This is a genomic window from Mesorhizobium sp. LNJC394B00 (assembly GCF_000502555.1).
Taxonomy (GTDB): Bacteria; Pseudomonadota; Alphaproteobacteria; order Rhizobiales; family Rhizobiaceae; genus Mesorhizobium.
Genome location: NZ_AYWH01000014.1, coordinates 81,057 through 101,595, shown reverse-complemented (window position 1 = coordinate 101,595; position 20,539 = coordinate 81,057). Strand labels below are relative to the sequence as shown.

General features: G+C 61.3%; 16 protein-coding genes. 2 read left to right on the top strand and 14 right to left on the bottom strand.

Going from position 1 to position 20,539, the window contains the following annotated elements:
- Window positions 1–474: 474 nt before the first annotated feature.
- The 12 genes from X751_RS136750 to X751_RS136805 all read right to left on the bottom strand — a co-directional run bounded on the left by X751_RS136750 (window position 475) and on the right by X751_RS136805 (window position 12,388).
- Window positions 475–753, bottom strand: a complete 279-nt coding sequence (locus X751_RS136750; protein ID WP_023669268.1) for a DUF2274 domain-containing protein — start codon at window positions 751–753, stop codon at window positions 475–477.
- 13 nt (window positions 754–766) lie between these two features.
- Window positions 767–1,984: a TrbI/VirB10 family protein gene (locus tag X751_RS136755; RefSeq protein ID WP_023746228.1), complete on the bottom strand. Its 1,218-nt coding sequence runs from the start codon at window positions 1,982–1,984 to the stop codon at window positions 767–769.
- Window positions 1,985–1,994: 10 nt separating this feature from the next.
- Entirely contained in the window at window positions 1,995–3,023 is a 1,029-nt protein-coding gene (trbG, locus tag X751_RS136760; protein ID WP_023669266.1) for a P-type conjugative transfer protein TrbG, read from the bottom strand.
- Window positions 3,013–3,744 carry a conjugal transfer protein TrbF gene (gene trbF / locus X751_RS136765; RefSeq protein ID WP_023669265.1) on the bottom strand — a complete coding sequence of 244 codons (732 nt, stop codon included), beginning with the start codon at window positions 3,742–3,744 and terminating at the stop codon, window positions 3,013–3,015. The genes trbG and trbF overlap by 11 nt, the downstream gene beginning before the upstream one ends.
- Window positions 3,745–5,067: a P-type conjugative transfer protein TrbL gene (gene trbL, locus X751_RS136770; RefSeq protein WP_023746227.1), complete on the bottom strand. Its 1,323-nt coding sequence runs from the start codon at window positions 5,065–5,067 to the stop codon at window positions 3,745–3,747.
- 36 nt (window positions 5,068–5,103) lie between these two features.
- Window positions 5,104–5,829: a P-type conjugative transfer protein TrbJ gene (trbJ, locus tag X751_RS136775; RefSeq protein ID WP_023669263.1), complete on the bottom strand. Its 726-nt coding sequence runs from the start codon at window positions 5,827–5,829 to the stop codon at window positions 5,104–5,106.
- Entirely contained in the window at window positions 5,826–8,276 is a 2,451-nt protein-coding gene (gene trbE / locus X751_RS136780; protein ID WP_023669262.1) for a conjugal transfer protein TrbE, read from the bottom strand. Before trbE ends, trbJ begins: the two co-directional genes overlap by 4 nt.
- Window positions 8,270–8,542 carry a VirB3 family type IV secretion system protein gene (locus X751_RS136785; protein ID WP_023669261.1) on the bottom strand — a complete coding sequence of 91 codons (273 nt, stop codon included), beginning with the start codon at window positions 8,540–8,542 and terminating at the stop codon, window positions 8,270–8,272. The genes trbE and X751_RS136785 overlap by 7 nt, the downstream gene beginning before the upstream one ends.
- On the bottom strand, window positions 8,542–8,850 hold the full coding sequence (locus X751_RS136790) for a TrbC/VirB2 family protein (protein ID WP_023669260.1): 309 nt from the start codon (window positions 8,848–8,850) through the stop codon (window positions 8,542–8,544). Before X751_RS136790 ends, X751_RS136785 begins: the two co-directional genes overlap by 1 nt.
- 11 nt (window positions 8,851–8,861) lie before the next feature.
- Window positions 8,862–9,830: a P-type conjugative transfer ATPase TrbB gene (trbB, locus tag X751_RS136795; protein ID WP_023669259.1), complete on the bottom strand. Its 969-nt coding sequence runs from the start codon at window positions 9,828–9,830 to the stop codon at window positions 8,862–8,864.
- Window positions 9,827–10,240 carry a hypothetical protein gene (locus X751_RS136800; RefSeq protein ID WP_023746226.1) on the bottom strand — a complete coding sequence of 138 codons (414 nt, stop codon included), beginning with the start codon at window positions 10,238–10,240 and terminating at the stop codon, window positions 9,827–9,829. The genes trbB and X751_RS136800 overlap by 4 nt, the downstream gene beginning before the upstream one ends.
- A 117-nt stretch (window positions 10,241–10,357) precedes the next feature.
- On the bottom strand, window positions 10,358–12,388 hold the full coding sequence (locus X751_RS136805; protein WP_023669257.1) for a conjugal transfer protein TraG: 2,031 nt from the start codon (window positions 12,386–12,388) through the stop codon (window positions 10,358–10,360).
- Between the two features lie 1,228 nt (window positions 12,389–13,616).
- Here X751_RS136805 and X751_RS136810 point away from each other — a divergent pair.
- Window positions 13,617–14,570, top strand: a complete 954-nt coding sequence (locus tag X751_RS136810) for a hypothetical protein (protein WP_023669254.1) — start codon at window positions 13,617–13,619, stop codon at window positions 14,568–14,570.
- Between the two features lie 2 nt (window positions 14,571–14,572).
- Here the strand turns inward: X751_RS136810 and X751_RS136815 are convergent, their stop codons facing one another.
- Window positions 14,573–14,803: a hypothetical protein gene (locus X751_RS136815; RefSeq protein ID WP_023669253.1), complete on the bottom strand. Its 231-nt coding sequence runs from the start codon at window positions 14,801–14,803 to the stop codon at window positions 14,573–14,575.
- Window positions 14,785–14,970, bottom strand: a complete 186-nt coding sequence (locus tag X751_RS1000000167260) for a hypothetical protein (RefSeq protein ID WP_198022478.1) — start codon at window positions 14,968–14,970, stop codon at window positions 14,785–14,787. The genes X751_RS136815 and X751_RS1000000167260 overlap by 19 nt, the downstream gene beginning before the upstream one ends.
- Window positions 14,971–15,450: 480 nt before the next feature.
- Here X751_RS1000000167260 and X751_RS1000000164910 point away from each other — a divergent pair, with 480 nt between their 5' ends.
- Window positions 15,451–20,256, top strand: a complete 4,806-nt coding sequence (locus X751_RS1000000164910; RefSeq protein WP_156936422.1) for an HNH endonuclease — start codon at window positions 15,451–15,453, stop codon at window positions 20,254–20,256.
- The last annotated feature ends 283 nt before the right edge of the window (window positions 20,257–20,539 follow it).

The following is a 20,539-nucleotide window of genomic DNA, read 5'->3' as shown; positions in this document are numbered from 1 at the left end:
GCGGATATCTTTTCGGCCTATCCAGAGGAACGCGGTTCCGGTCTCTGGATTGCCCGATTTGATCGCTAGTCTAAATTCGGCATTGACTAAGATCGGACAGGGCGCCAACTGAAGAAACGGCTCCGAAGCCGTCATCCTAAAAGGTCCGTCCTCCCAGACTACATAATCAGTCTTGAAGATGGAGCAGAAATACAAGTCACTCAAGCGCCATCTGGCAACCCGGCACGGATGACGCCCGATGAATACCGGGCGAGGTGGGGACTGGCGAAGGACTATCCCATGGTCGCCCCGAACTATTCGGCCGCCCGATCAGCGCTGGCAAAATCGTTAGGTTTGGGGGAGGGAAGGCTGCTCCGGCCAAGAAACCTATCTCAAAGCGTAAAGCGAACGCCTGATATCAAATTTTGCGAAGCGCTTGCTGGGATCGGTGGCAACGCGGTCAGCATCAAGAACCTAGCGGTGCGACACCAAGCGTTACGCGTTGTCCGGTGTGGAAGATGATTGCCTTCGCGGTTTCTCCGACGCGCCGGCGCCCGGCAAACCTTCCTTTCTGGCCTTGGCAAATGCCCGGTCACCTTCCAGAAACCCGACCAGCATAAAGGGGATCAGGTCAGCCACGGTTTCGGACTCGCCATAGGTCCGACGGTAAAGAGCGGCATAGTCGTTGAGTGCTTGGCTCAACGCGGCGCCAACGGTGATGGTGATCTTCGAAGGTGTCCGATCCGGAAGTTTTCCGAGTTTCAGGTTCGCCATGAAGTCCTCCTGTTCACCCCGTGTATGGCCGCAACACGAGGTCCTTGTGCACGATGACGCGCAACGGCCAACCAGGGCGCACGGTGATCGTGGGTTGGACGTTCAGGTTCTTTTCAGTGATCCGTTGGCCCGCTTGACTGACGTTCTGCTGGGTGGATTCACGAATTGCCTTGACCAAGTCGCTTTCATTTTCCCCAAAGCTCAACTCGGTACCAACCCCCAGCAATGTGGCTACCGCGACGCCCTTGATCAACTGCCAAGTATGGAAATCCACCTTGTCCTCGAGCCCGGCATAGCCGGCCGCGTCGGTCACGGGCAGATTGTCGATTTCGGTAGAGGAGCCGTCCGGCATCACGATGCGTTGCCACACCAACAGAGCGCGCCTTTGCCCAATGGCTACAACGCTGTCGTAGGTGCCGATCAGCCGTGAGCCCTGCGGGATGAGCAGGATGCTGCCGGTGACGCTGTCGTGCACATTCTCGGTGATCTGGGCGACGACAAGGCCGGGCAGATCGGAATTGATGCCGGTGATCAGGCTTGCAGCGATCACGCTACCGGCCATGATCTGATAGGGCGAAGCCGGCGTCTGCAGTGCATGCGGGTTGTAGATCCCGCCGGTGTTCCGTTGATCGATGAAATCGAGCTTGCGCTGTTGATTGTTCTGGTCGCCCTCGGCCGGCGCGACGGAAGCTCGCTGGCCTTCGGTATCTGGCTGCGGAGACGCCGTCTCGAAAGGCGAACGTCCGCCCTGCCCATTGCCAAAAGCTTCCGTTTGCTGGAGTCGGGTTTCGATGCGGAACAGGACTTGCGACTCGCGCGCTTCAATCGCTTGTTGTGCAAGCCGCTGCGCCTCGGCGGAAACGTCTTGCCCGGGCGCGATGCCAAGCTGGCGCTGGTGCTCGAGAATAGGGCGGCCGAGATCGCCGGGCAGCGGCGGTCCAAGCACCGGAGCCTTCGGCTTGCTCCCGGAATAGTCCTTGGGCAGCGATTCAAGTCCCTCGGCGGTCGGCTTGCGGTCCGTGCTGTAAAGCTCTTCAGCCTGCTGCTTCAGGCGCAGTGCCGGCCCCTGCAGCGCCATCATCGTGACGCCAAAGATGGTGCCGGAGCCAACAGCTGCGATCGCGACGATTATGCCGCGCCTGAACCGCACCGCTCGGCGGGGTGAGGCTCGCAGCTGCAACTGTTCGGGATTGAGCTTCGGCGGAGCATTCGGGTGGGAAGTATCGGTCATGAGCCTCCCCTTACCTGCCAAAGCGCGAAAACAGCGAAACCCGCCGCGGCGGTTGCCGACCGTCGGTTCTCGTGATGCGCACCACCTGCTGCTGTTTGGTGCCCAGCCTTAGCTCGGCGGCAGCAAAGAGGCGATCGACGACGTAGTAGTTGCCGCGCATCCGGTAGTTCACGAGTTGGTTATCGCCGTCGGCTCCGACGATGAAGAGCGGTGGCGCCTCGCCCTGATCGATGCGCTTCGGGAACTCTATGTAGACCTTGCTGCCATCATCGAAGGCGCGCGTCGGTCTCCACGGCGGCGTGTCGCCGGTGATCGAATAGCGGAAGCGGATGTTTTCGAGTGCTACGTTCGAGGCCGCGGGCATTTCAGCCTCTGCCTGAGCGTTGCGCCGCCGAAGCGCCACGAGTTGGTCTTCGCTGTAAATCCAGGAGAGCGCCGCCATGGCAGTTTTCTCAGTGCTTTGAAGCTGCAGGTGATAGGATCGCCTGTCCGTCGTGATGACCAGATTGGTGGCAAGCCCCGGCGCGAATGGCTTCACCAGCACATGAGTGCGCTGGTCATCGCCTGAGCCACTAACGGTGTCACCGATCACCCAACGGACCGTATCGCCGGCTGAGACCGAGTTCAGCTTCTCGCCCCGCTGCAATGAGATATCGGTGACGCGCTCCGGCGCGGCGTAGAGCTGGTAGAGCGCGCCGTCGGCAAAGGGGTAAACCTGCACCGCATTGACATAGCCAAACTTGGTGGGTTGTTGCGTCGCCGCCTTGTTGGCATCGGCGACCTGTTCTTCCGGCGAGCGCTTATCTGGGGCGGGCTTGCCGGGTGCGGGCATCAACTGACCAGGCAACGGTAACGGTTTCGGCACTTCCACGACCTTGACCGGCTTCTCCGGCGCCTTCTCGATCGCGGCTGGTTTGAAGTCCTCGTGGTCATAGGAAATCTGAGGCGGCGGCACTGGTTTCGAGGCACAGGCCGAAAGAACCGCAGCAGACGCCGACAGGATCAAGGCAGCACGAAGCAATGGGGCTCTATTTGTCATTGGCGGGCTCCTTAGGGGAAACGGGGGTTGGCGCGGCGCTGTCGAGCTCGCGCGACCAGTCGATGGCGTTGATGAAGACGCCGAGCGGGTTCTTGCGCAGCTGCTCGGTTGTCCTAGGCGCGCGGATGAGGATGGTGAGGATCCCGATCCAGCGCGTCGTGCTGGCGAGGCTGCCGCGCTCGAACACCTGCTCGGTCCATTTGACCTGGAACGAGCTGTCGGAAGCCCTGACCACGCTGGTCACCTGCACTGACACGCTGCGCGTGCCGATTTGGCCGAAAGGGTCGTTCGCCTTGGCATATTCGTTGAGGAAGAGCGCCGCTCGGTCGGTGGCAAAGTCGTAGGCCGACAGCCAATTCTGCCGCACCAGAACCGCATCGGTGGAAACCGAACGGACATTCTGGATGAAGCGGCTGAGATGCCAGGCGATCTGGGCATCGTCGGGATGGTAGTTTTGGACTGCCGGCGCGACCGCGTGCGCCTCGCCAAAGCGGTCGACTTCGACGACATAAGGCACGACGCGGCCCTGCATCGACTGCCACAGAAGCCCACCGGAAAGCCCCGTCGTCAGAGCCAGGCAGCCAAAGGCCATGAAGCGCCAGTTCTTGGCCTGGACGCGCGCCGCGCCGATGCGCTCATCCCAGAGTTGGCTGGCCTTCTGGTAGGGTGTTACGGGTTCGGGCGTCTTTCCATAACGGTGAACGGGTCGCTTGAAGAGCATCTAGTCTTCCTTGTCATTGAGGGAGGGATTGGCGCCGCTTCCGCCCCGATCTCCATCGCGCACCGCCTGCGTGGCAGCATGGCGATGGGCGCGTGCGGTCTGTTCGGAACGCAGACGCCTTGCCCAGGCAGGCGCGGCTGCGGGAGCTATAACTGGAGAGCTTCCGCTCATCGAGCTGGTCGGCATGCCGCCGGTCGCGGTCCAGCCGGCATTGCGACCGGCGTCGGCACTACGGCGGAATGGTTCTGCTGCGGATCGCATTCCCCGCATCGCGGCGCCGCTAGCGGCACTCGCAACCCCCTGCAGCCCAGCAGCTACCCCGGACAGCCCGGACTCGGGCGATGTCGCGCGCCCCGTCTGCCAAGCGACGATGGCAGCGGACCCCATGGCGGTGCCGGCACGGACTGCGGCGAGGCCGCCGCCTGTTGCCATGCGCGCGCCGGCAAACGCAGCGCCTCCGGCAACGAGCGTTGATCCAGCTGCGGCCGCCGTTGTTCCAAGTGCCGCGCCGGCGCCAAGCTGCGGCGCGCCGGAAACAAGACCCGAGGCAATCCCGGGGCCGAAAATGCCGAGCCCAAGCAGCGCCAGCGCACCCAGTACCTGAGACATGGCCGCCGCCAGGTCCGGCTCCTGGCCCTGCAGGGCGGAAGCGAACTCGCCAAAGAGCGTGGAGCCGATGCCGACGATGACGGCAAGCACCATCACCTTGATGCCCGACGAAATCACATTGCCGAGCACGCGCTCGGCCAGAAACGCCGAACGGTTCCAGAGCGCGAAGGGCACCAGGACGAAGCCGGCCAGCGTGGTGAGCTTGAACTCGAGGATGGTGATGAAGAGCTGGATGGAAAGAATGAAGAAGGCGATGAGGACCAGGAACCAGGCCAGAAGCAGCACGAAGATGGTGAGCGCGTTACCGAAGATCTCGGGGAAGCCTACTAGCTGGCTCGCTTGATTGAGGAGCGGCCAGGCGCCCTCGAAGCCGGCCGCGGCAATGCGGCCTGGCCGCAGGAGACTGTCGGCGGACAGGTTGCCGGCCGATGCGTTGATGCCGAGACCGGCAAAGGAGCGGTAAATTATGTCGGCGAGGTTCTTGAAATTGTTCAGGACGAAGGCGAAGGCGCCGACATAGAGCACTTTGCGAACAAGCCGGCCAAGTATGTTGGGCTCGCCGCCGAACGCCCAGACCAAGCCCGCGAGCGTGATGTCAATGCCGATCAGAATGGTGGTGAGAAAGGCGACGTCGCCCGAAAGCAGACCGAACCCACTGTCAATGTAGCGGGTAAAGGTCTCCATGAAGCGATCGATGACTCCGAGGTCGTTCATGTCGCCGCCTTCCTCGTTGTCTTGAAGAACTGCCGCTCAGTTGCCGGGATAAGCCGTGCCGGTGCCCAGGAAACGCTTCGTCGTCTCGCGAGCGGCTTCCTCAGACTGCGCCTTGCGCGCCGCATCCTCGGCCTCGGCCCGGAACTGGGTCGCAAGCAGCGTCTGGATCTGCATCTGCTGCTTGGTCGAAAGCGCGATCAGCTGATTGGTGGCCTGGCTTGCCTCGAGGGCACCTGCCGCGCCCTGACTGCGATTGACGAGGTCGGTAAGCAGGTCGCCATCGGCCTGCACGTTCTCGACTATCTGCGACTGCGCGCTCATGGTCTGGCGGAACGCCTGCATGGCGCTCTGCCAGCGCTCGCGCGCGGCGCTCGCCACATCGCTGACCTTGATGGTGGCGTCGTAGCTTTCCGGATATTGCTGGCGCCACTGGTCCTGCAGCTTGTCGAGATCGAAGCTCAGGCCGCTCGCCTGGGTCATCAGACCGTCAATCCGTTGGAGCGAGCCGGTAAGCTGGCCCACGGAAGAGAAATCCAGGCGCTGAAGGTTGCGCGCCATGTTCTGCAGCATGGTCGCCTGGTTCTGAAGCGACTGGATTTGGTTGTTGATCTGCTCCAATGCGCGTGCTGCCGACAGCACATTCTGCGTATAGTTGGACGGGTCAAACACGATGAGCGCATAGGCCGGCTGGACGTAGTCAGCCATCGGTTTGGCAATCAGGGAAACGGTGACCAGGCTAGTAAAAAGGCGGCGTCCGATCATGACGATTGCTCCTTGTTAGGTTGAGGAAATTGCTGGAGAAGCTCGGCAGCCCAATCCAGGCCGCGCGCACTGAAGAAACGGGCGGCAAAGCTGCCCTGCCCTTCTTCGGAAAGAATATTGTCGATCAGGGTCTGCGCGGCCGGGTCGGAGGCGCCGCAAAGCGCAAGAGCGATCGGGCCTAGCCCGAGCTCGAAGAGGCGATTGCCGCGGCGCGACTGCAGATAGTAGTGGCGCTTCGGCGTGGCGCGGGCGACCAATTCGATCTGTCGCTCATTAAGACCGAAGCGCTCATAGGCTGCCCGTGCCTGCGGCTCCACCGCACGATCATTGGGGAGAAAAATGCGCTGCGGGCAGCTCTCGATGATTGCGGGTGCGATAGAAGAGCCGGCGATGTCGGCAAGCGACTGCGTCGCGAAGATGACGGAGACGTTTTTCTTACGCAGCACCTTAAGCCATTCGCGGATGCGGGCGGCAAAGAGCGGGTTGTCGAGATAGACCCAGGCCTCGTCGAGCATGAGCAGCGTCGGCCGCCCGTCAAACCGGTCCTCAAGACGATGGAACAGATAGGTGAGCACAGGCAGCACAGCGCCTTGGCTGTGCATCAGCTCCTGGGTTTCGAAACACTGCACATCCGAGATGGCCAGCCGGTCGTCATCGGCATCGAGCAGCCGGCCGAATGGTCCGTCGAGCGTGTAGGGCATCAATGCCGATTTGAGCGCATTGGACTGAAGCAGGACCGACAGGCCAGTCAGCGTGCGTTCCTGCGCCGGCGCGGTGGCGAGGCTGGTGAGCGCCGACCAGATTGCCTCCTTCACCTCCGGGGTGACGGTGACATTCTCGTGGGCAATGAGGCCGGCGATCCATTCGGCCGCCCAGCTCTGTGTGGCCGGGTCGTCGATGTGGCGCAGCGGCTGGAAACCAAGCGCACCATTCGCACCCAACGCATGGTGGTCGCCGCCCATGGCAAGCGCGGCGGCGCGGGCCGAATTGCCTTTGTCGAAGACATAGATTTGCGCGCCAGCGTAGCGCCGGAACTGCAAAGCGATCAGGGCAAGCAGAACCGACTTGCCGGCACCGGTCGGCCCGACAATCAGCATGTGGCCGACATCGCCGATATGGGTCGAAAGCCGAAACGGCGTCGAGCCGCTGGTTTCGGCGAAAAGAAGCGGCGGAGCGTAATCGCCGGTGACCTCGGCAAGGTGCTCGTTCTCCGCTGGACCTGCCCACACGGACGACAGCGGCACGAGATGGGCAAGGTTAAGCGTGTGAACGAGCGGCTGGCGAACGTTGGCGTAGACATGACCCGGCAATGAACCAAGCCACGCTTCGACGGCATTGATGCTTTCGCGAATGGTGGTGAAGCCGAGCCCGTTGACGATCCGCTCGACGGCGCGAAGCTTTTCCGCGGCGGCTTTACGGTTCTGATCCCACACCGTCACCGTTGTGGTGAGATAGCCGAAGCCGACATGATCGCCGCCCAATGCCTGCAGTGCTGCATCGGCATCGAGCGCCTTGTTGTCGGCGTCGCTGTCGACGAGAGGCACCGGTTCGTTGGTCACCACCTCGCGCAGAATAGCCGCGATCGATTTGCGCTTGGCAAACCACTGCCGCCGGAGCCGAGTCAGCGTCTTCGTGGCTTCCGCCTTGTCGAGTGGAATGAAGCGCGTCACCCAGCGATAGGCGAAATCCTGGTTATTGAGCGCGTCAAGGATTCCTGGCCGGGTGACGTTCGGAAAGCCGAGAACTGTGAGCGTGCGCAGATGCTGCTCGCCCAGCATCGGCTCTAGGCCGCCGGTCAGCGGCGCGTCAACCAGGACGCCGTCGAGATACATTGGCGTTTCCGGCACGGCGACCGGATGACGGCGTGTCGAGATCGTGCCGTGCAGGTACGTCAGGGTCTCGGCATCGTCGAGCGCGCGCACCTCGGGCACGAAGCCCGAAAGAAGATCGAGAACGCGGTCAGTCTCGTCTCGGAACCGGGCAAGCTCCTGGCGCCAGTCTCTTTCCCCTCCCAAGTCATGCGAGTCGACGAGAGCACTTTCCGCGCGCGCTTGGCCATCGGGCCCAGGCATGAAGACCAAGGTCAGATGATAGATGCTCTCGAAATGCGCGACCTTGCCCTCGAAGGCCGCGCGCCGTTCCTCATCGATCAGCCATGAGGCAGCATCGGGAAGGGCCGAGCTCGCATAGCCCAGCGCTTCGATGCGCTCGGCCTCGAAGAATAATGCCCAGCCAGAGCCGAGCCTTCTCAGCGCATTGTTTGCCCGCGCGCATATGCCGATGAGTTCGGCCTCCGTCGCGCTTTCAAGGTCGGGGCCACGAAACCGCAATGTCCGTTGGAAGCTGCCATCCTTATTGAGCACGATGCCGGGCGCGACGAGTGCTGCCCAGGGCAGATGGTCGGCAAGCCGGTCGGCTTTGCCGCGGTATTCGGAAAGCTTCAGCATGCAAGCCAGCCCTTTTGACGAAGATGACGGACAAGCACGCTGGCAAAATCCGGATCACGCCGTGCGGCAAAGACCGCGAGCGTGTGGCCGGCGATCCAGAGCACTAGACCGCCAATCCACTGCTGCAGGCCTAGGCCGATGGCCGCGGCCACCGTGCCATTGAGGATCGCCACCGCCCGCGGCGCGCCGCCGAGCAGGATCGGCTCGGTGAGCGCCCGATTGATCAGAACCTCGAAGCCTTCGATATGCTGCTCTCCGGTGCTCATCAGACGACTGCCCCGCCGCCAAAGGAGAAGAAGGAAAGAAAGAAGCTCGAGGCCGCGAAGGCGATCGACAGGCCGAAGACGATCTGGATCAGCCGGCGGAAACCGCCCGCCGTGTCGCCGAAGGCAAGGGTCAGACCGGTGGTGATGATGATGATCACCGCGAGGATCTTGGCGACCGGCCCCTGCACCGATTCCAGAATCTGCTGCAGCGGCTGTTCCCACGGCATGCCGGAGCCGGCAGCGTGGGCCTGGGCCGTGAGAAGAAGCGCGACGGCGGCGAACGAAAGAAAGCGAAGCTTCTTGCGCATGAGGTGACCTTTCAGAGCTGCTGGAGTTGCGGAAGTGTGAGCGGGGTGACGGCGTAGTCGCCGCTGCCGTCGAGACCCGTGACCTCGGCGATCGCGTCAACCCGGCGCGCGGGTCCTCTTCCGGCAATAAAGATGACCAAGTCGACGGCATCGGCGATCAGCCGGCGGGGAACGGTGACAACCGCTTCCTGGGCGAGCTGCTCAATACGATAGAGTGCGGAGCGTGCCGAATTGGCGTGAACCGTGGCAATGCCGCCGGGATGTCCGGTGTTCCATGCCTTCAGCATATCGAGCGCTTCCGCGCCTCTGACTTCGCCGACGATGATGCGGTCGGGCCTCAGCCGTAAGGTCGAGCGTACGAGATCGGCGAGTGTGATGGAGCCCCGCCTCGTCCTCATGGCAACGCAGTCCTTGGCCGCGCATTGCAGCTCGCGGGTGTCCTCAATCAGGATCACCCGCTCATCGCATTCGGCGACTTCTGCCAGTAGAGCATTGGTAAGTGTCGTTTTGCCCGACGATGTGCCGCCGGCGACCAGGATGTTGCGCCGCTCGCGCACTGCCTTCCTCAGGGCATCAGCCTGCAGCGGGAGCATGACGCGATCGGCGACGTAGTTGGCCAGCGTGTAGAGTTTTGCCGCCGGTTTGCGGATGGCGAAGCATGGCGCCAGCACGACCGGCGGTAGCAGACCCTCGAAGCGCTCGCCTGATGGCAATTCGGCACTGACAATCGGACTATCTGCATGCGCCTCGGCGCGTACATGGGAGGCGACGAGCCGGATGATGCGTTCCGCCTCGGCAGGATGCATATGCACGCCTGTATCGACCCGGCCTTCTCCCAACCGGTCGAGCCTCAGCGCGCCGTCGGGGTTGACCATCACCTCGATGACGGTCGGATCGGCAAGGGCCTCGGTGATCGCGGCGCCCATGGCTGTGCGCAGCATGGCTCGGCGGCGGTGGTCCGCTGCGGGATGAGAGTTCATCCTTCGCCTCCGTTGCCATTGCCGTAACCAAGCGAGCGCTTCCCGGAGGCTATCTGGCGACCGACCTGCTCGACGAATTTGTCAAAGCGCTCTTGGGCGATCGCCTGTGTCGCCCGATCCGGAATTGGCGTGTGCGCATGAAGCGTGATTGAAAAGCGGATTAAGAGCGCGAGGCTCTCCAGAGTTATTTCGGCGTCGCGCCTGACATGGTCGAGATCGCGGGAAAGACGGTCCAGCCGCTTGCCGTAGCGCTGGTCGAGCTCGTTTTCACCACGCCATTCGATGAAGGCCTCGACCGCTTTCGCGACGATTGCCGATTTCGTGGTCGACGGGTTGCGGCTGAGGGTTTCCAGCTTCTCGCTCAATTCGGGTTCGAGCAGAAACTGGTGGCGAATGCGACGGGGCTTCATACGTCTCGTTCCGACTGGCCGGCGCTGATGCGCCGGTGCGAACGAACATCGCCGAGATCCGCAAAATCGCTTATGGGCGTTATCTACGCCGAGATACGCCTCAGTTGCGGAAAGCGTTCAGAAGCCGGGGATGATGTCCTTGTCGTCGCCCCTTCCCTCGTTGAGGCCGTAGGCGCTCGCCGCGGTAGAAACCCGGTCCATGACGCGCTTGTCTGCGAGTGCCTCGGCGTCATCGTCCGACAGATTGAAGAGGTCATCCTGATCAGGCTCCCGAGAGACGACGACGTGGTCTTCAGGCAGGCCGGGATGACGCTGCTGTTGCACGCCGCTCCCTTCTTCGATTGCCGCGCCGGCGTGTTCGTCATCGGCAGCGAGACGGCGGTCAACACTGCGGACTTGTCCGCTCCAATCGTCGGGGCGCGACGCAGGACAGTCCGCGTACAGACCGTCGCGCAACACCGGCGCCGGCAGCACCCGTTCGGTGAAATTCGGATCCTGGTAATAGCGCAACTTCTGGGCGCGGATCGGCGGCAACCCGGAAACAAGGATTAATTCGTCAGCTTGCGGCAACTGCATCACTTCGCCAGGCGTCAGCAGCGGGCGAGCGGTCTCCTGGCGACTGACCATGACGTGCGAAAGCCAGGGCGCCAGCCGGTGGCCGGCGTAGTTGCGCATGGACCTGAGTTCCGTCGCCGTACCGAGCGCATCCGATATGCGTTTGGCCGTGCGCTCGTCGTTGGAGGAAAAGGCAATGCGCACATGGCAATTGTCGAGAATGGCGTTGTTCTCGCCATAGGCTTTGGAGATCTGGTTCAAGGATTGCGCGATCAGATAGGCGCGGATGCCGTAACCCGCCATGAAGGCGAGCGCGGTCTCGAAGAAGTCGAGGCGACCAAGAGCCGGAAATTCGTCCAGCATCATGAGCAGTTGGTACTTGCGGCTTTTCTTCGGGTCACCTTCCAGCCGCTCCGTCAGTCGCCTGCCGATCTGATTGAGCACCAGTCGCACCAGTGGCTTGGTGCGCGAAATATCCGATGGCGGCACCACTAGATAGAGCGACATCGGTCGTTCCGCATCCATGAGGTCGGCAATGCGCCAGTCGCAGGCCGATGTTGCCGAGGCAACCGTCGGATCACGATAGAGCCCGAGAAACGACATTGCGGTCGAGAGAACGCCAGAACGCTCGTTCTCTGACTTGTTCAGCACCTCGCGAGCCGCCGAGGCCACGACGGGATGGACCCGAGGTGTGTCCGCCGTGCCGAGGTGGTTGGTGGTCATCATCCGCAGCAGTGTCGCGGCAAACGAGCGTTGCGGATCCGACAGGAAAGTGGCGACGCGCGCGAGCGTCTTTTCTTCTTCCGCGTAGAGCACGTGCAAGATGGCCCCGACCAAGAGTGAATGACTAGTCTTCTCCCAATGATTCCGCCGCTCCAGCGCGCCTTCCGGATCGACGAGAATGTCCGCGATGTTCTGAACGTCGCGGACCTCATCTGAACCCCTGCGCACTTCCAGCAGCGGGTTATAGCGCGCCGATCTCGAGTCGGTCGGATTGAACAGGAGGCAGAAAGAGAACTTCGACCGCCAGCCGGAAGTCAGCTGCCAGTTCTCGCCTTTGATGTCGTGAATGACGGCCGAGCCGGTCCAGGAAAGAAGCGTTGGAACGACCAATCCCACGCCCTTGCCCGAACGTGTCGGCGCAAAGGCCATGACATGTTCCGGCCCGTCATGTCGCAGATAGTGATCCTTCAGTTTGCCAAGGAAAACGCCGGCCGGCTCAAACAGGCCTGCCTTCTCGATTTCCCGAGCCGCGGCCCATCGTGAGGAACCGTAGGTGGTGACCAACCCCCTCTGCCGCGCGCGCCAGAGGGAGCCAGCTATTGCGGCCGCACACCCCAAGAATCCGCTGGCTCCGGCAAGCATGCCGGCCTTGTCGAAGACCTCAGGCGCATAGGCGTCGAAGTGAAACCACCATTCGAACAGTTTCCACGGCTTGTAGATCGGCCGGGCCGCCGCGGCAAACCATGGCGCGCCAAGCTGCGGCTGATAGTCCAGCATGTGGGCGCACCATTGCGTTGCCGCCCATACGCCAACGATGACGATGGCGAACACAACTACGATCTGGCCGACAAGGAGCTTCGTCGGTGTCACGGGCACAGCCTCCACTGTTTGGTAGTAGATGGAAGCAGCATGACGTGACGTTTCAGAAAATCGAAGATACCCAATATACGCGCCCGTGCGATGCAGTGAACGTTGCAGGCTTGGAAGATTGGGCGCCAAGAAGTGTCATCGCGAAGGCGACGAGCGAATGACTTGTTTTGGGCCGGAAGCGGACTGACAACTTACGATGCTCAAAAATGCAAAGCGGACGTTGCAGTGGGCTGACAAGACTTCTGCAAGTGACCCTTTCCAGTCGCTCCTAGGGCGTTGCGTGAACGACCGCTTCGCGCGCCCCATTCAGCCGTTGAGCAGGTTTCCGGTGTTACCTGAAGACTCGCACTCGTTTCCACAGTCACCGCCTGGATTTGAATGAGCCCCCCACCTAGATCAGATGTTGAACAGGAGCTTTTTCGACATGCTCTTCGTGAGCGGAGCGTACTCGACCGGAGTTCCGCGGCTGATGACGACCGTCCGCCACATCCGAGCGCTGTCGGGGGTCTGAACTCGCATCCTCGTTCGACGTCGACTTGGCGGGGGTTAGCGTCAGACAGCGGCTCCGTTGACCAAGCGCTGGTCAAGGACTCGGTCTCGTTCGTGTAGCTCTGTGCTGTGAAGTGGACGTGACTGGGTTGGTCCAGAACGACGGTTCCAGCAAGCGGATGGGGGCGGTCCTGTTCTCGGCATGACAATGGCGAAGCCGACGAAGAGTGCCAGCAGGAGCAGCCCGCCTATCGTTCGCCTTACCCAGGACGACGAGATCCGGATCGCCGGTGCGGATCCCGCGTCGTAGGTGGCCGGCTCCCCTTTAAGACCTGTCTTTGCTGCCGCAGGTAGGCGCTCACCTCGTCGTCATAGGACGCGGTGCACTCCTGGAAGGCGCCCGAGCGCGTCTTCCAGGTCGTCGACCGCGTCTGCGGCGATGATCACGAACAGGCGGTAGTCACGATTTCGCAGTCCATTCGAGCGGTCAGTCGACACGTCATCGGAGTCGGAGCGGGGTACGAGAAAGGGGCGGATCAGATCTCGTCCTTGCCGGAGCGGATCAGCAGGACGCAGACGCACTCCTGCACCTCAGGCACGCGTTCTTTCAGGCGCAAAATCAGGGCGCTGCGGATGAGCCAGCGTAGATGCATGCAGCCGCACAACGCCGGCGCCTGCACGGCTTTACAGTGAAGGTAGAAGGCTGTAGAAGCCGCGCCCCACAGCGGCGGACAGATCGATGGTCAAGGGCGACGCGCTCACCGAACAGTTCTACGCCAGAGCCAAACGCGGCTACAGCAGATGTCTCTGGCCAACCATGAAGTGCCCAAACAAGGCGATCAACGCGCACTCCGTGCAGCGGGCGACGGCGCTTGCGCTCATCGCGGAGAAGCGGAAAGTCATGGAATTGCGGTCGAAGATAGTCGAAGGTCAGCTTCGGTCCCGGTTCGAGAGTAGAGGATTGCGGCAGGCGTCCACCTTCACGGGACTTTGCGCCGAACACGACGCCACCGTGTTCCGCAGCATCGACACCCAACCGCTGGACTTCAACAATCCAGCGCAGATGTTCCTGATTGCCTGGCGCTCGGTGACGCGCGAAGTCCACGCCACCATGGCAGGCGCCGATAATCTGCAGAATGCCCTGCGCACCGCAGTCGAGGACGGACGCGTCTCGCCGGATGAGGACTCGCCGCCGCTACTCTGGGCGACCCGCGCTTTGATGAGAGCCTACGTGACCCACTGCTACCGGACCGAATACTATGACCGAGTGTTCGCGTCCGGGCGGTTTGGCGACATCCTGCATTCGGTGGTCCCAATTAAAGAGCGGCAGCCCGTGCTCGCCTCGTCATCATTCTTCGCCGTCGACGACCGGCGTCTGGAACGTGACCTTCCCCGCCTCGTCCTAAACGTGATCCCGTCCAGCCAAGAGGAGACGACAGTCATCTTCAGTTACCCCAGAACCCACGCCGATTCCTGCAGGGAGCGTATCCAGCCGATCCTTCAATCGTGCGGTGAGAACCAGCTCCTCGCCCTCTCGACCATGATTTTGGACGCGACCGAGAACTTCTTCGTGCGACCGTCGCACGTTGCTGGCTGGCCGGACCAGAAGCGTATGCGGATCGAGGAAGCCTTCAGGTCGACCGTCACACAGGACGCGGATCTGCAGCCCGCGAACGATCTGATGCTCTTCTGAGGCTAGTCGTCGCCCTCAACGATAATCAGGTCATCGGCGGCGTCGATCCGGTCGTAGAGCGCTCGGACCACCTCAAGTTGGTCCGCTTGATTGTCGACCACGTCGTAGACGGCATTCGGGTCGGCCTGGCTCCTGCCAGCTCGCCCTGCCGTTTCCTTCAGTTTCTGCTCATGGACGAGCAGTGATGTCAGGATCGCCTGCATCTCCGCCGTCGTCAGGTTCTTCGCGCCCATGCCCGTGTCCTCCTCAACCGCGGGAAGATGGCGCGCAATTCGGGCAGGTCGAGCCGCCGGAGCCCGTCGATCTGCTGCACGCAGTTGTCGCCGCCGTCCTTCTGCAAGTCGAAGTACTGGTATTCGTAGATCAACTTTCGGCAATGCATCCAACGCACACCTGTCATAGAGTGACTTACCAATCGTCACCAGTCCCAACCATTTAAGAAGCTGAGGTCAGCTTTCAAGACGCAGGCGGATGAGATCGAATGGCCGAAGTGAAGGCGCATTGCGGTCCGGCAGCCTTTGGGCCGCTTGCAGACCGGTAGGTTCGGGCGACGATTTAACGAATAGCAGACATTCAAGTTTTGCTCGCGGCGGGTCTCAGATCGATCAGAAATGCAAGTAGCTTATGAGATTAGCCCCGCTGCATAGCGCCTATCAACGATTGGGCGGTGCAGCGTTGCCGATCTGCACTCCCCGGCACTACACAATTCGCGGGATAACTCCGATACATTGGCTCTCACCGTATTCCCGCACCTAGGTCTGTTACATAAGCTGCAATCCCTGTTTTTTGCCCACTTGCAGAGCGTATCTGGCGCACCCCGCTGAGAGGTTTTGTGGCCCCAAGGCTTGAGACGAATCTAGTCAAGTTTCTGCAATACGGCGTGTCACAGGAGCTGGGACAACGCGCGGTGACGGCTGGGCTTACGATCACGAAAGTCAGGACAGCCAGTCAGAAGGACATCAAAGACAAAGGCTTCACGGGGGAGGAAGCCAAGGCACTCAAGGCCGCCGTAGTACGTCAGCCAATTGATGAGGCGTTACTGCTCTCGCTTCTCGAAAACAGCAACTACCTCTGCAACTGCTGCAAGGGCGACAAAGGTCAGTCCTTCATCGTTCATCACATCGAGGAATATTCGACCTCACAGGACAACAGCTACGACAATCTGATTGTCCTCTGCCCGACCTGCCACGACCAAGCGCATCGTTCGCCCACACAGCTCACGCTTTCGATCACGCCGGAGATGCTGAGGTACAACAAGGCGAACTGGGAGCCGGAGGTTGAGAGAAGAAATGCCGAGCGCGCCATTCGAAAACGCGAGAGCGAGGTATCGACCGCTGAGCCGGGTGAAGCACTCGCCCTTCCAAAGGTGAAGAAGGTTCAGACGCGCGTCATTGTTCTGAATTTCGAAGGCGATGCGGACGACTTCCACGTTCAGAAGGTGGACGCGATCATCGAATCTCTCAGGCACATAACCGGCAATGCCGGGATCGAACTTGTCTCGACCGAGCGCGGTTCTTTCCTGATGCTCATTCGCGCGACTAGCGACGACAAGGCAAAGATCGACACACCCGAAACAAAGGCGTTGCTGCTCCAGGAGCACAACGCTGTTCTAACAAGTGTTGTAGACGAGCAGTCCTTCCGGCAAGTGCAGATGAGGGACGACGAACTAGGCCGTGTCCCGCGCGACCTGCTCGAGTGGTCGCAGACACTTCCGGACGGTACCCACTTCAGCCGCCCGGAGAAGGACCAGATTCTCGAGACTATCGCGGGGCAGGAGACCACGACGCAGGCCGTCCTTGGGCTTCCGGGTTCCGGCAAGTCAGCGCTGCTCGCCGAAGTAGCCAACGCGCTCATAAAGGATGGCATCAGGGTTCTGGCCATCAAGGCCGACCTGCTCGACTCGGCAATCGAAACCGAAGACGATCTCGCCGAGTGGCTTGGACTTACCATTCGTCCCAGCGCGATGCTCTGGCGGATAAGTCAGTTGCGACCGGTCGTTCTTATGATCGACCAGCTCGATGCGCTCGCAGGCTACACGGACATAAAGACTGGGCGGCTGAGTGTACTGCTGAGCCTGGTCCGGCGCGTCAGCGGCCTGACAAACGTGCACGTTGTCCTGTCGGCTCGCGAGTTCGAGTACGAGCACGACGTCCGTCTCAAGACCATCACGGCCGAAACAATTCACTTGGACCTGCCGCCCTGGTCCGAGGTCGTTCCTGTGCTGGAGCGCCATGGATTCGAACCCGCAGGCTGGCCTGCCGACGCGCAGGAAGTTCTACGGTCGCCCCAGGCGCTGAAAACGTTCCTGAAGCTGGAGGAGAGGAGCAGCGAGCCCTTCCGCAAGTACCAGCTCATGCTGGACCAGATGTGGGCGGAGACGATAACGAGGCAGCCCAGCGGGTCGCGGCTTGCGAAGCTCGTCACCGACATCGCAGACCAGATGGCGGAGAAGGAAATCCTGTGGCTCCCCGCCGCGCGATTTGACCAGGACTCGGAGGACATAACCTATCTCGTGAGGGCGGGAATGCTCTCAGACCTGGGCCAGGCCGGAAGCAAGATAGGCTTTTCCCACCAGACCATGTTCGAACATGCCCTCGCACGATCCTTCACCCGCAGCCAAGGACGGCTATCGGAGTTCACAATCGCCCGGCAGACTTCGCTGTTCGTGCGGCCGAAATTGTGGTCCGCCCTGACCTATCTTAGGGAGGTTGATCCGACTGCCTACGGCGTGGAGATGCAATCGCTCTTCCATACCCAGGATTTGCGGCTTCATCTCCGGACACTTCTCGTTGAATTCCTCGGTCAGCAGCCGACGCCGGACGGCGTGGAGGCACGCCTGTTCGACGAAGCGCTTGCGTCGGACAGGCGACCAACGGCTTTCATGGCAATGGCAGGAAGTCACGGATGGTTTGAGCGGTACAAACACACTGAGATTGTCCGTGCGATGAACGACGACAAGGAAGCCACCCTGGCTCTGGGCGTTCTCAATCGCGCTTGGGTATTTGCTGCCCGCGAGGTCGAGAGGCTGATCGCCGAGAACTGGTCGGCGTTGCCGGGCTGGGATGGCTTCACCTGGGCTGCCCTGGGTCAGGCGCGGGTGTGGACGCCGGGCATGGTCGAGATGGCGAGGGCGCTGATTGCGCGTACCGCAATGCACGCGCATAGCCTCGAATTTATTATCTCCACAATCGGCGTAAGCCAGCCGGAGGTTGCGGTTCAGCTTCTGCTCGCAAAGCTCGACCAGGAGCTTCAGTCGGCAAAACAGGAGTCGGCCAGAAGGATAGCGTCCGCTCCCAAAGAGGACGGCGACGGCTCCTGGACTTCGCGCATATCCTCGTCTCCCAGAGAGCCGATCAAAAGTGTCGTCGAGCAGGCGAAAGCCTGGGACACCCTGGAGGCACTTGGAAAGGAAAATCCCGCGCTGTTCCTTGGAGCCCTGTGGCCTTGGCTGACCGAAGCGATGGTCGCGCTTCGCGATCTTGACAGCGAGGAACACAGCCTCTCCTATCCGCTGCAGCACACGCTCGATTTCAAATTCGAAGAGGAAGAGCGGAGTCAAGGGCGTTCTGACCCCCCCATACTCAGCGCCATTCGCGTTGCGTTGGAGACCCTTGCCCTCAACGACGAAAAGAACTTTCTTCAATGGCTGTCAGAGCATGAAGGAGATGAATTCAATCCTGCCCAGCGGCTGTTCGCGCATGTACTATCGCTCTACCCGGATCAGTATGCGCAAGTCGCGTATCGTTTCCTTCAGGGCGATCCGAGACGATTTAGGCTCGGAAACCACGAAGACCCTTCTGGGACAACAAAGCGCCTCATCGCGGAGGCGAGCCTTCACTGGTCCGACGCGGATGTCGAAGCCTTTATCGCCGCCGTCAACGCTTACGCACCGACAGCTTATCCCGATCTGGACGTCAAAGGCCGCAAACTTTTCAGCGACAGGGTTCGTCGCATAAAGCTGGGCCTCTTATCGGCACTGCCTTCCGAACGCTTGCCGGGAGCGACCCGCCGCCTTGTGATGGAAGAACGCCGCCGCTTCCCCGGTTCGGACGAGGGAATACGGCATTATGGGCCGTCGTGGATAGGTTCGCCCATTTCGGCGGAGCAGCTCGCAAAGGCGCAGAACGACGAAGTTCTCAACGCTTTCCGCCAGTTGCCGGACAAGTATGAGTGGGACCATCCCAACCGCATGATGGAGGGCGGCAACATACAGCTGTCGCGGGCCTTCGCGGAGTTTGCAAAGACCGACCCCCAGCGGGCCGCTACGCTCATACGCAAGTTCGAGCCGAGCTTTGGGACCCGCGCAGCAGGCTACGCGCTGGAGGCCATCGCCGAAGCGGGTGATCCTCAGCTTGTGATGAATCTCATGGCCGAACTCGACGGGCGTGGATTCACCGGCGATGAGTTTCAGAACTCGGCGTCCGAGGCCGTCAGCCGATTGGTCCGCCGGGAGATTGCGGTCTCACCGGAAACCCTCGACATCATTGAGAAGTGGCTCAATGAGCCTGCCGCTCCAGACACCGCTACAGCGCAGCCTAAGGAAGATCGGAGCGACGATCAGGATCAAGAACTCCTCGACACGGGAGAGGAGAAGGCCAGCGAGAAGGACGCAGGAAGGCGGGAGCAAAGCATCCTCTGGGGAATGGGCTCCGCCTTTACACTTCCCGCTGGAAGCTTTCCCAAGCTGGATGTTCTAGTCCATGCCCTGCTGCTGGCAGGGCAGCACGACCGCGTCCTGGCCGTACTGACACGCGCCAGCGAGCGCGGAGAAGACGATCGGGTATGGAGGGCCATCCTTCATTGGTTACGCTACCTTAAGCCGACCAATAGGGAAGAGCTTGAGGGGCTCCTGGACACCGTCTTCAAACGCTACCCGGCTCTGCTGAGGACTACCGAGCTTGCCATTCTGTTCGCCTACCTTCACTGGAGGCATGCCGGTTTCGTGCGTTCTTACCTGGAGAAGTGGGCCGCCTCCGGCGACGAGTATTTCGAGCAGCTTGCAGGTGAGCTGACGCCCTTGATTGCGTTCCTGCAACCGAAGCTGCCCTGGACGAAGCCATTGCTGGAGCAGGTCGTCTTTGGACCGGGTACGGACTCGACACGGCTTGGAGCCATCAATGCCGCCGTCAACCTGTTTCCGGATCTTGAGTGTCGGGAGCGCGCGTCTGAGCTACTCGTTCGCGTAATCCCCCAGATAAGCGGCGTTGCCTGGAACAACCTTTTCGACGTGTTCCGGCTCGTAGACGAGATCACGCCCGATCCGAGCTGGGTCGCGTTGCTCACTGCCATTGAGGCCAACCTTGAAGGCGCTCCGAAAATCAACGCGACGTTCGTCGTGGATCGCCTCCAGACACTTCTCCCCCATTGCGCTCTCCTCGTGGCGAAGATCGCCAGGAGACTGATCGAGACCTGGCGTGACGAACTCGGGGACATCCAGACAGGGATAGCGGGCTCCGCTTCCGAGCTGGTTGACCTTGCGATTACGCTTCACCGCATTGGCGACGATACCCGCGAGGTAGGGCTGGAGCTTTTCGAGCAGCTGGTCGAAATCCAGGCTTACACGGTCAAGGAAACGCTTGAGCAGATCGACAACAGGTTCAGAAACCAGGCTCCGCAACGCCAGCGGCTGCCTCGCCGCAACCGGGCCGCCCGCCGACGCGCGGCGCGACGGGCGACCTCGTCTTAGGCGGCAGTGCCGACAGCTGCGTCCCATCCCTTAGCGCGAAGATACCGCGCGGGCACCTACAGGGAGGTCCGCTCACGAAGCACGGAAGCGATTGGATGGACGCCCGATTTGATCCTCAACGAAGTCTCCGATGTCTTCATGAACGAAGTCGGCTTTCAGGAGACGACGCTACAGACCTGAACGGCCGAAATTGGGCGCAAAGCTGCCATTCACGTCGTGGAGAACGTATGAGAAGGCGACCTTGACTGCTGAGTGTACTGCATCAAAATCTCTAGTCCTTCCA

What these genes read in the sequence shown, in the direction of transcription:
- trbG (WP_023669266.1), bottom strand. Translation starts at nt 3,023, where the DNA reads ATGACAAATAGAGCCCCATTGCTTCGTGCTGCCTTGATCCTGTCGGCG.
- trbL (WP_023746227.1), bottom strand. Translation starts at nt 5,067, where the DNA reads ATGAACGACCTCGGAGTCATCGATCGCTTCATGGAGACCTTTACCCGC.
- trbF (WP_023669265.1), bottom strand. Translation starts at nt 3,744, where the DNA reads ATGCTCTTCAAGCGACCCGTTCACCGTTATGGAAAGACGCCCGAACCC.
- trbB (WP_023669259.1), bottom strand. Translation starts at nt 9,830, where the DNA reads ATGAACTCTCATCCCGCAGCGGACCACCGCCGCCGAGCCATGCTGCGC.
- X751_RS1000000167260 (WP_198022478.1), bottom strand. Translation starts at nt 14,970, where the DNA reads ATGACAGGTGTGCGTTGGATGCATTGCCGAAAGTTGATCTACGAATAC.
- X751_RS136810 (WP_023669254.1), top strand. Translation starts at nt 13,617, where the DNA reads ATGGTCAAGGGCGACGCGCTCACCGAACAGTTCTACGCCAGAGCCAAA.
- X751_RS136750 (WP_023669268.1), bottom strand. Translation starts at nt 753, where the DNA reads ATGGCGAACCTGAAACTCGGAAAACTTCCGGATCGGACACCTTCGAAG.
- X751_RS136800 (WP_023746226.1), bottom strand. Translation starts at nt 10,240, where the DNA reads ATGAAGCCCCGTCGCATTCGCCACCAGTTTCTGCTCGAACCCGAATTG.
- X751_RS136815 (WP_023669253.1), bottom strand. Translation starts at nt 14,803, where the DNA reads ATGGGCGCGAAGAACCTGACGACGGCGGAGATGCAGGCGATCCTGACA.
- X751_RS136755 (WP_023746228.1), bottom strand. Translation starts at nt 1,984, where the DNA reads ATGACCGATACTTCCCACCCGAATGCTCCGCCGAAGCTCAATCCCGAA.
- trbJ (WP_023669263.1), bottom strand. Translation starts at nt 5,829, where the DNA reads ATGATCGGACGCCGCCTTTTTACTAGCCTGGTCACCGTTTCCCTGATT.
- X751_RS136785 (WP_023669261.1), bottom strand. Translation starts at nt 8,542, where the DNA reads ATGAGCACCGGAGAGCAGCATATCGAAGGCTTCGAGGTTCTGATCAAT.
- trbE (WP_023669262.1), bottom strand. Translation starts at nt 8,276, where the DNA reads ATGCTGAAGCTTTCCGAATACCGCGGCAAAGCCGACCGGCTTGCCGAC.
- X751_RS136790 (WP_023669260.1), bottom strand. Translation starts at nt 8,850, where the DNA reads ATGCGCAAGAAGCTTCGCTTTCTTTCGTTCGCCGCCGTCGCGCTTCTT.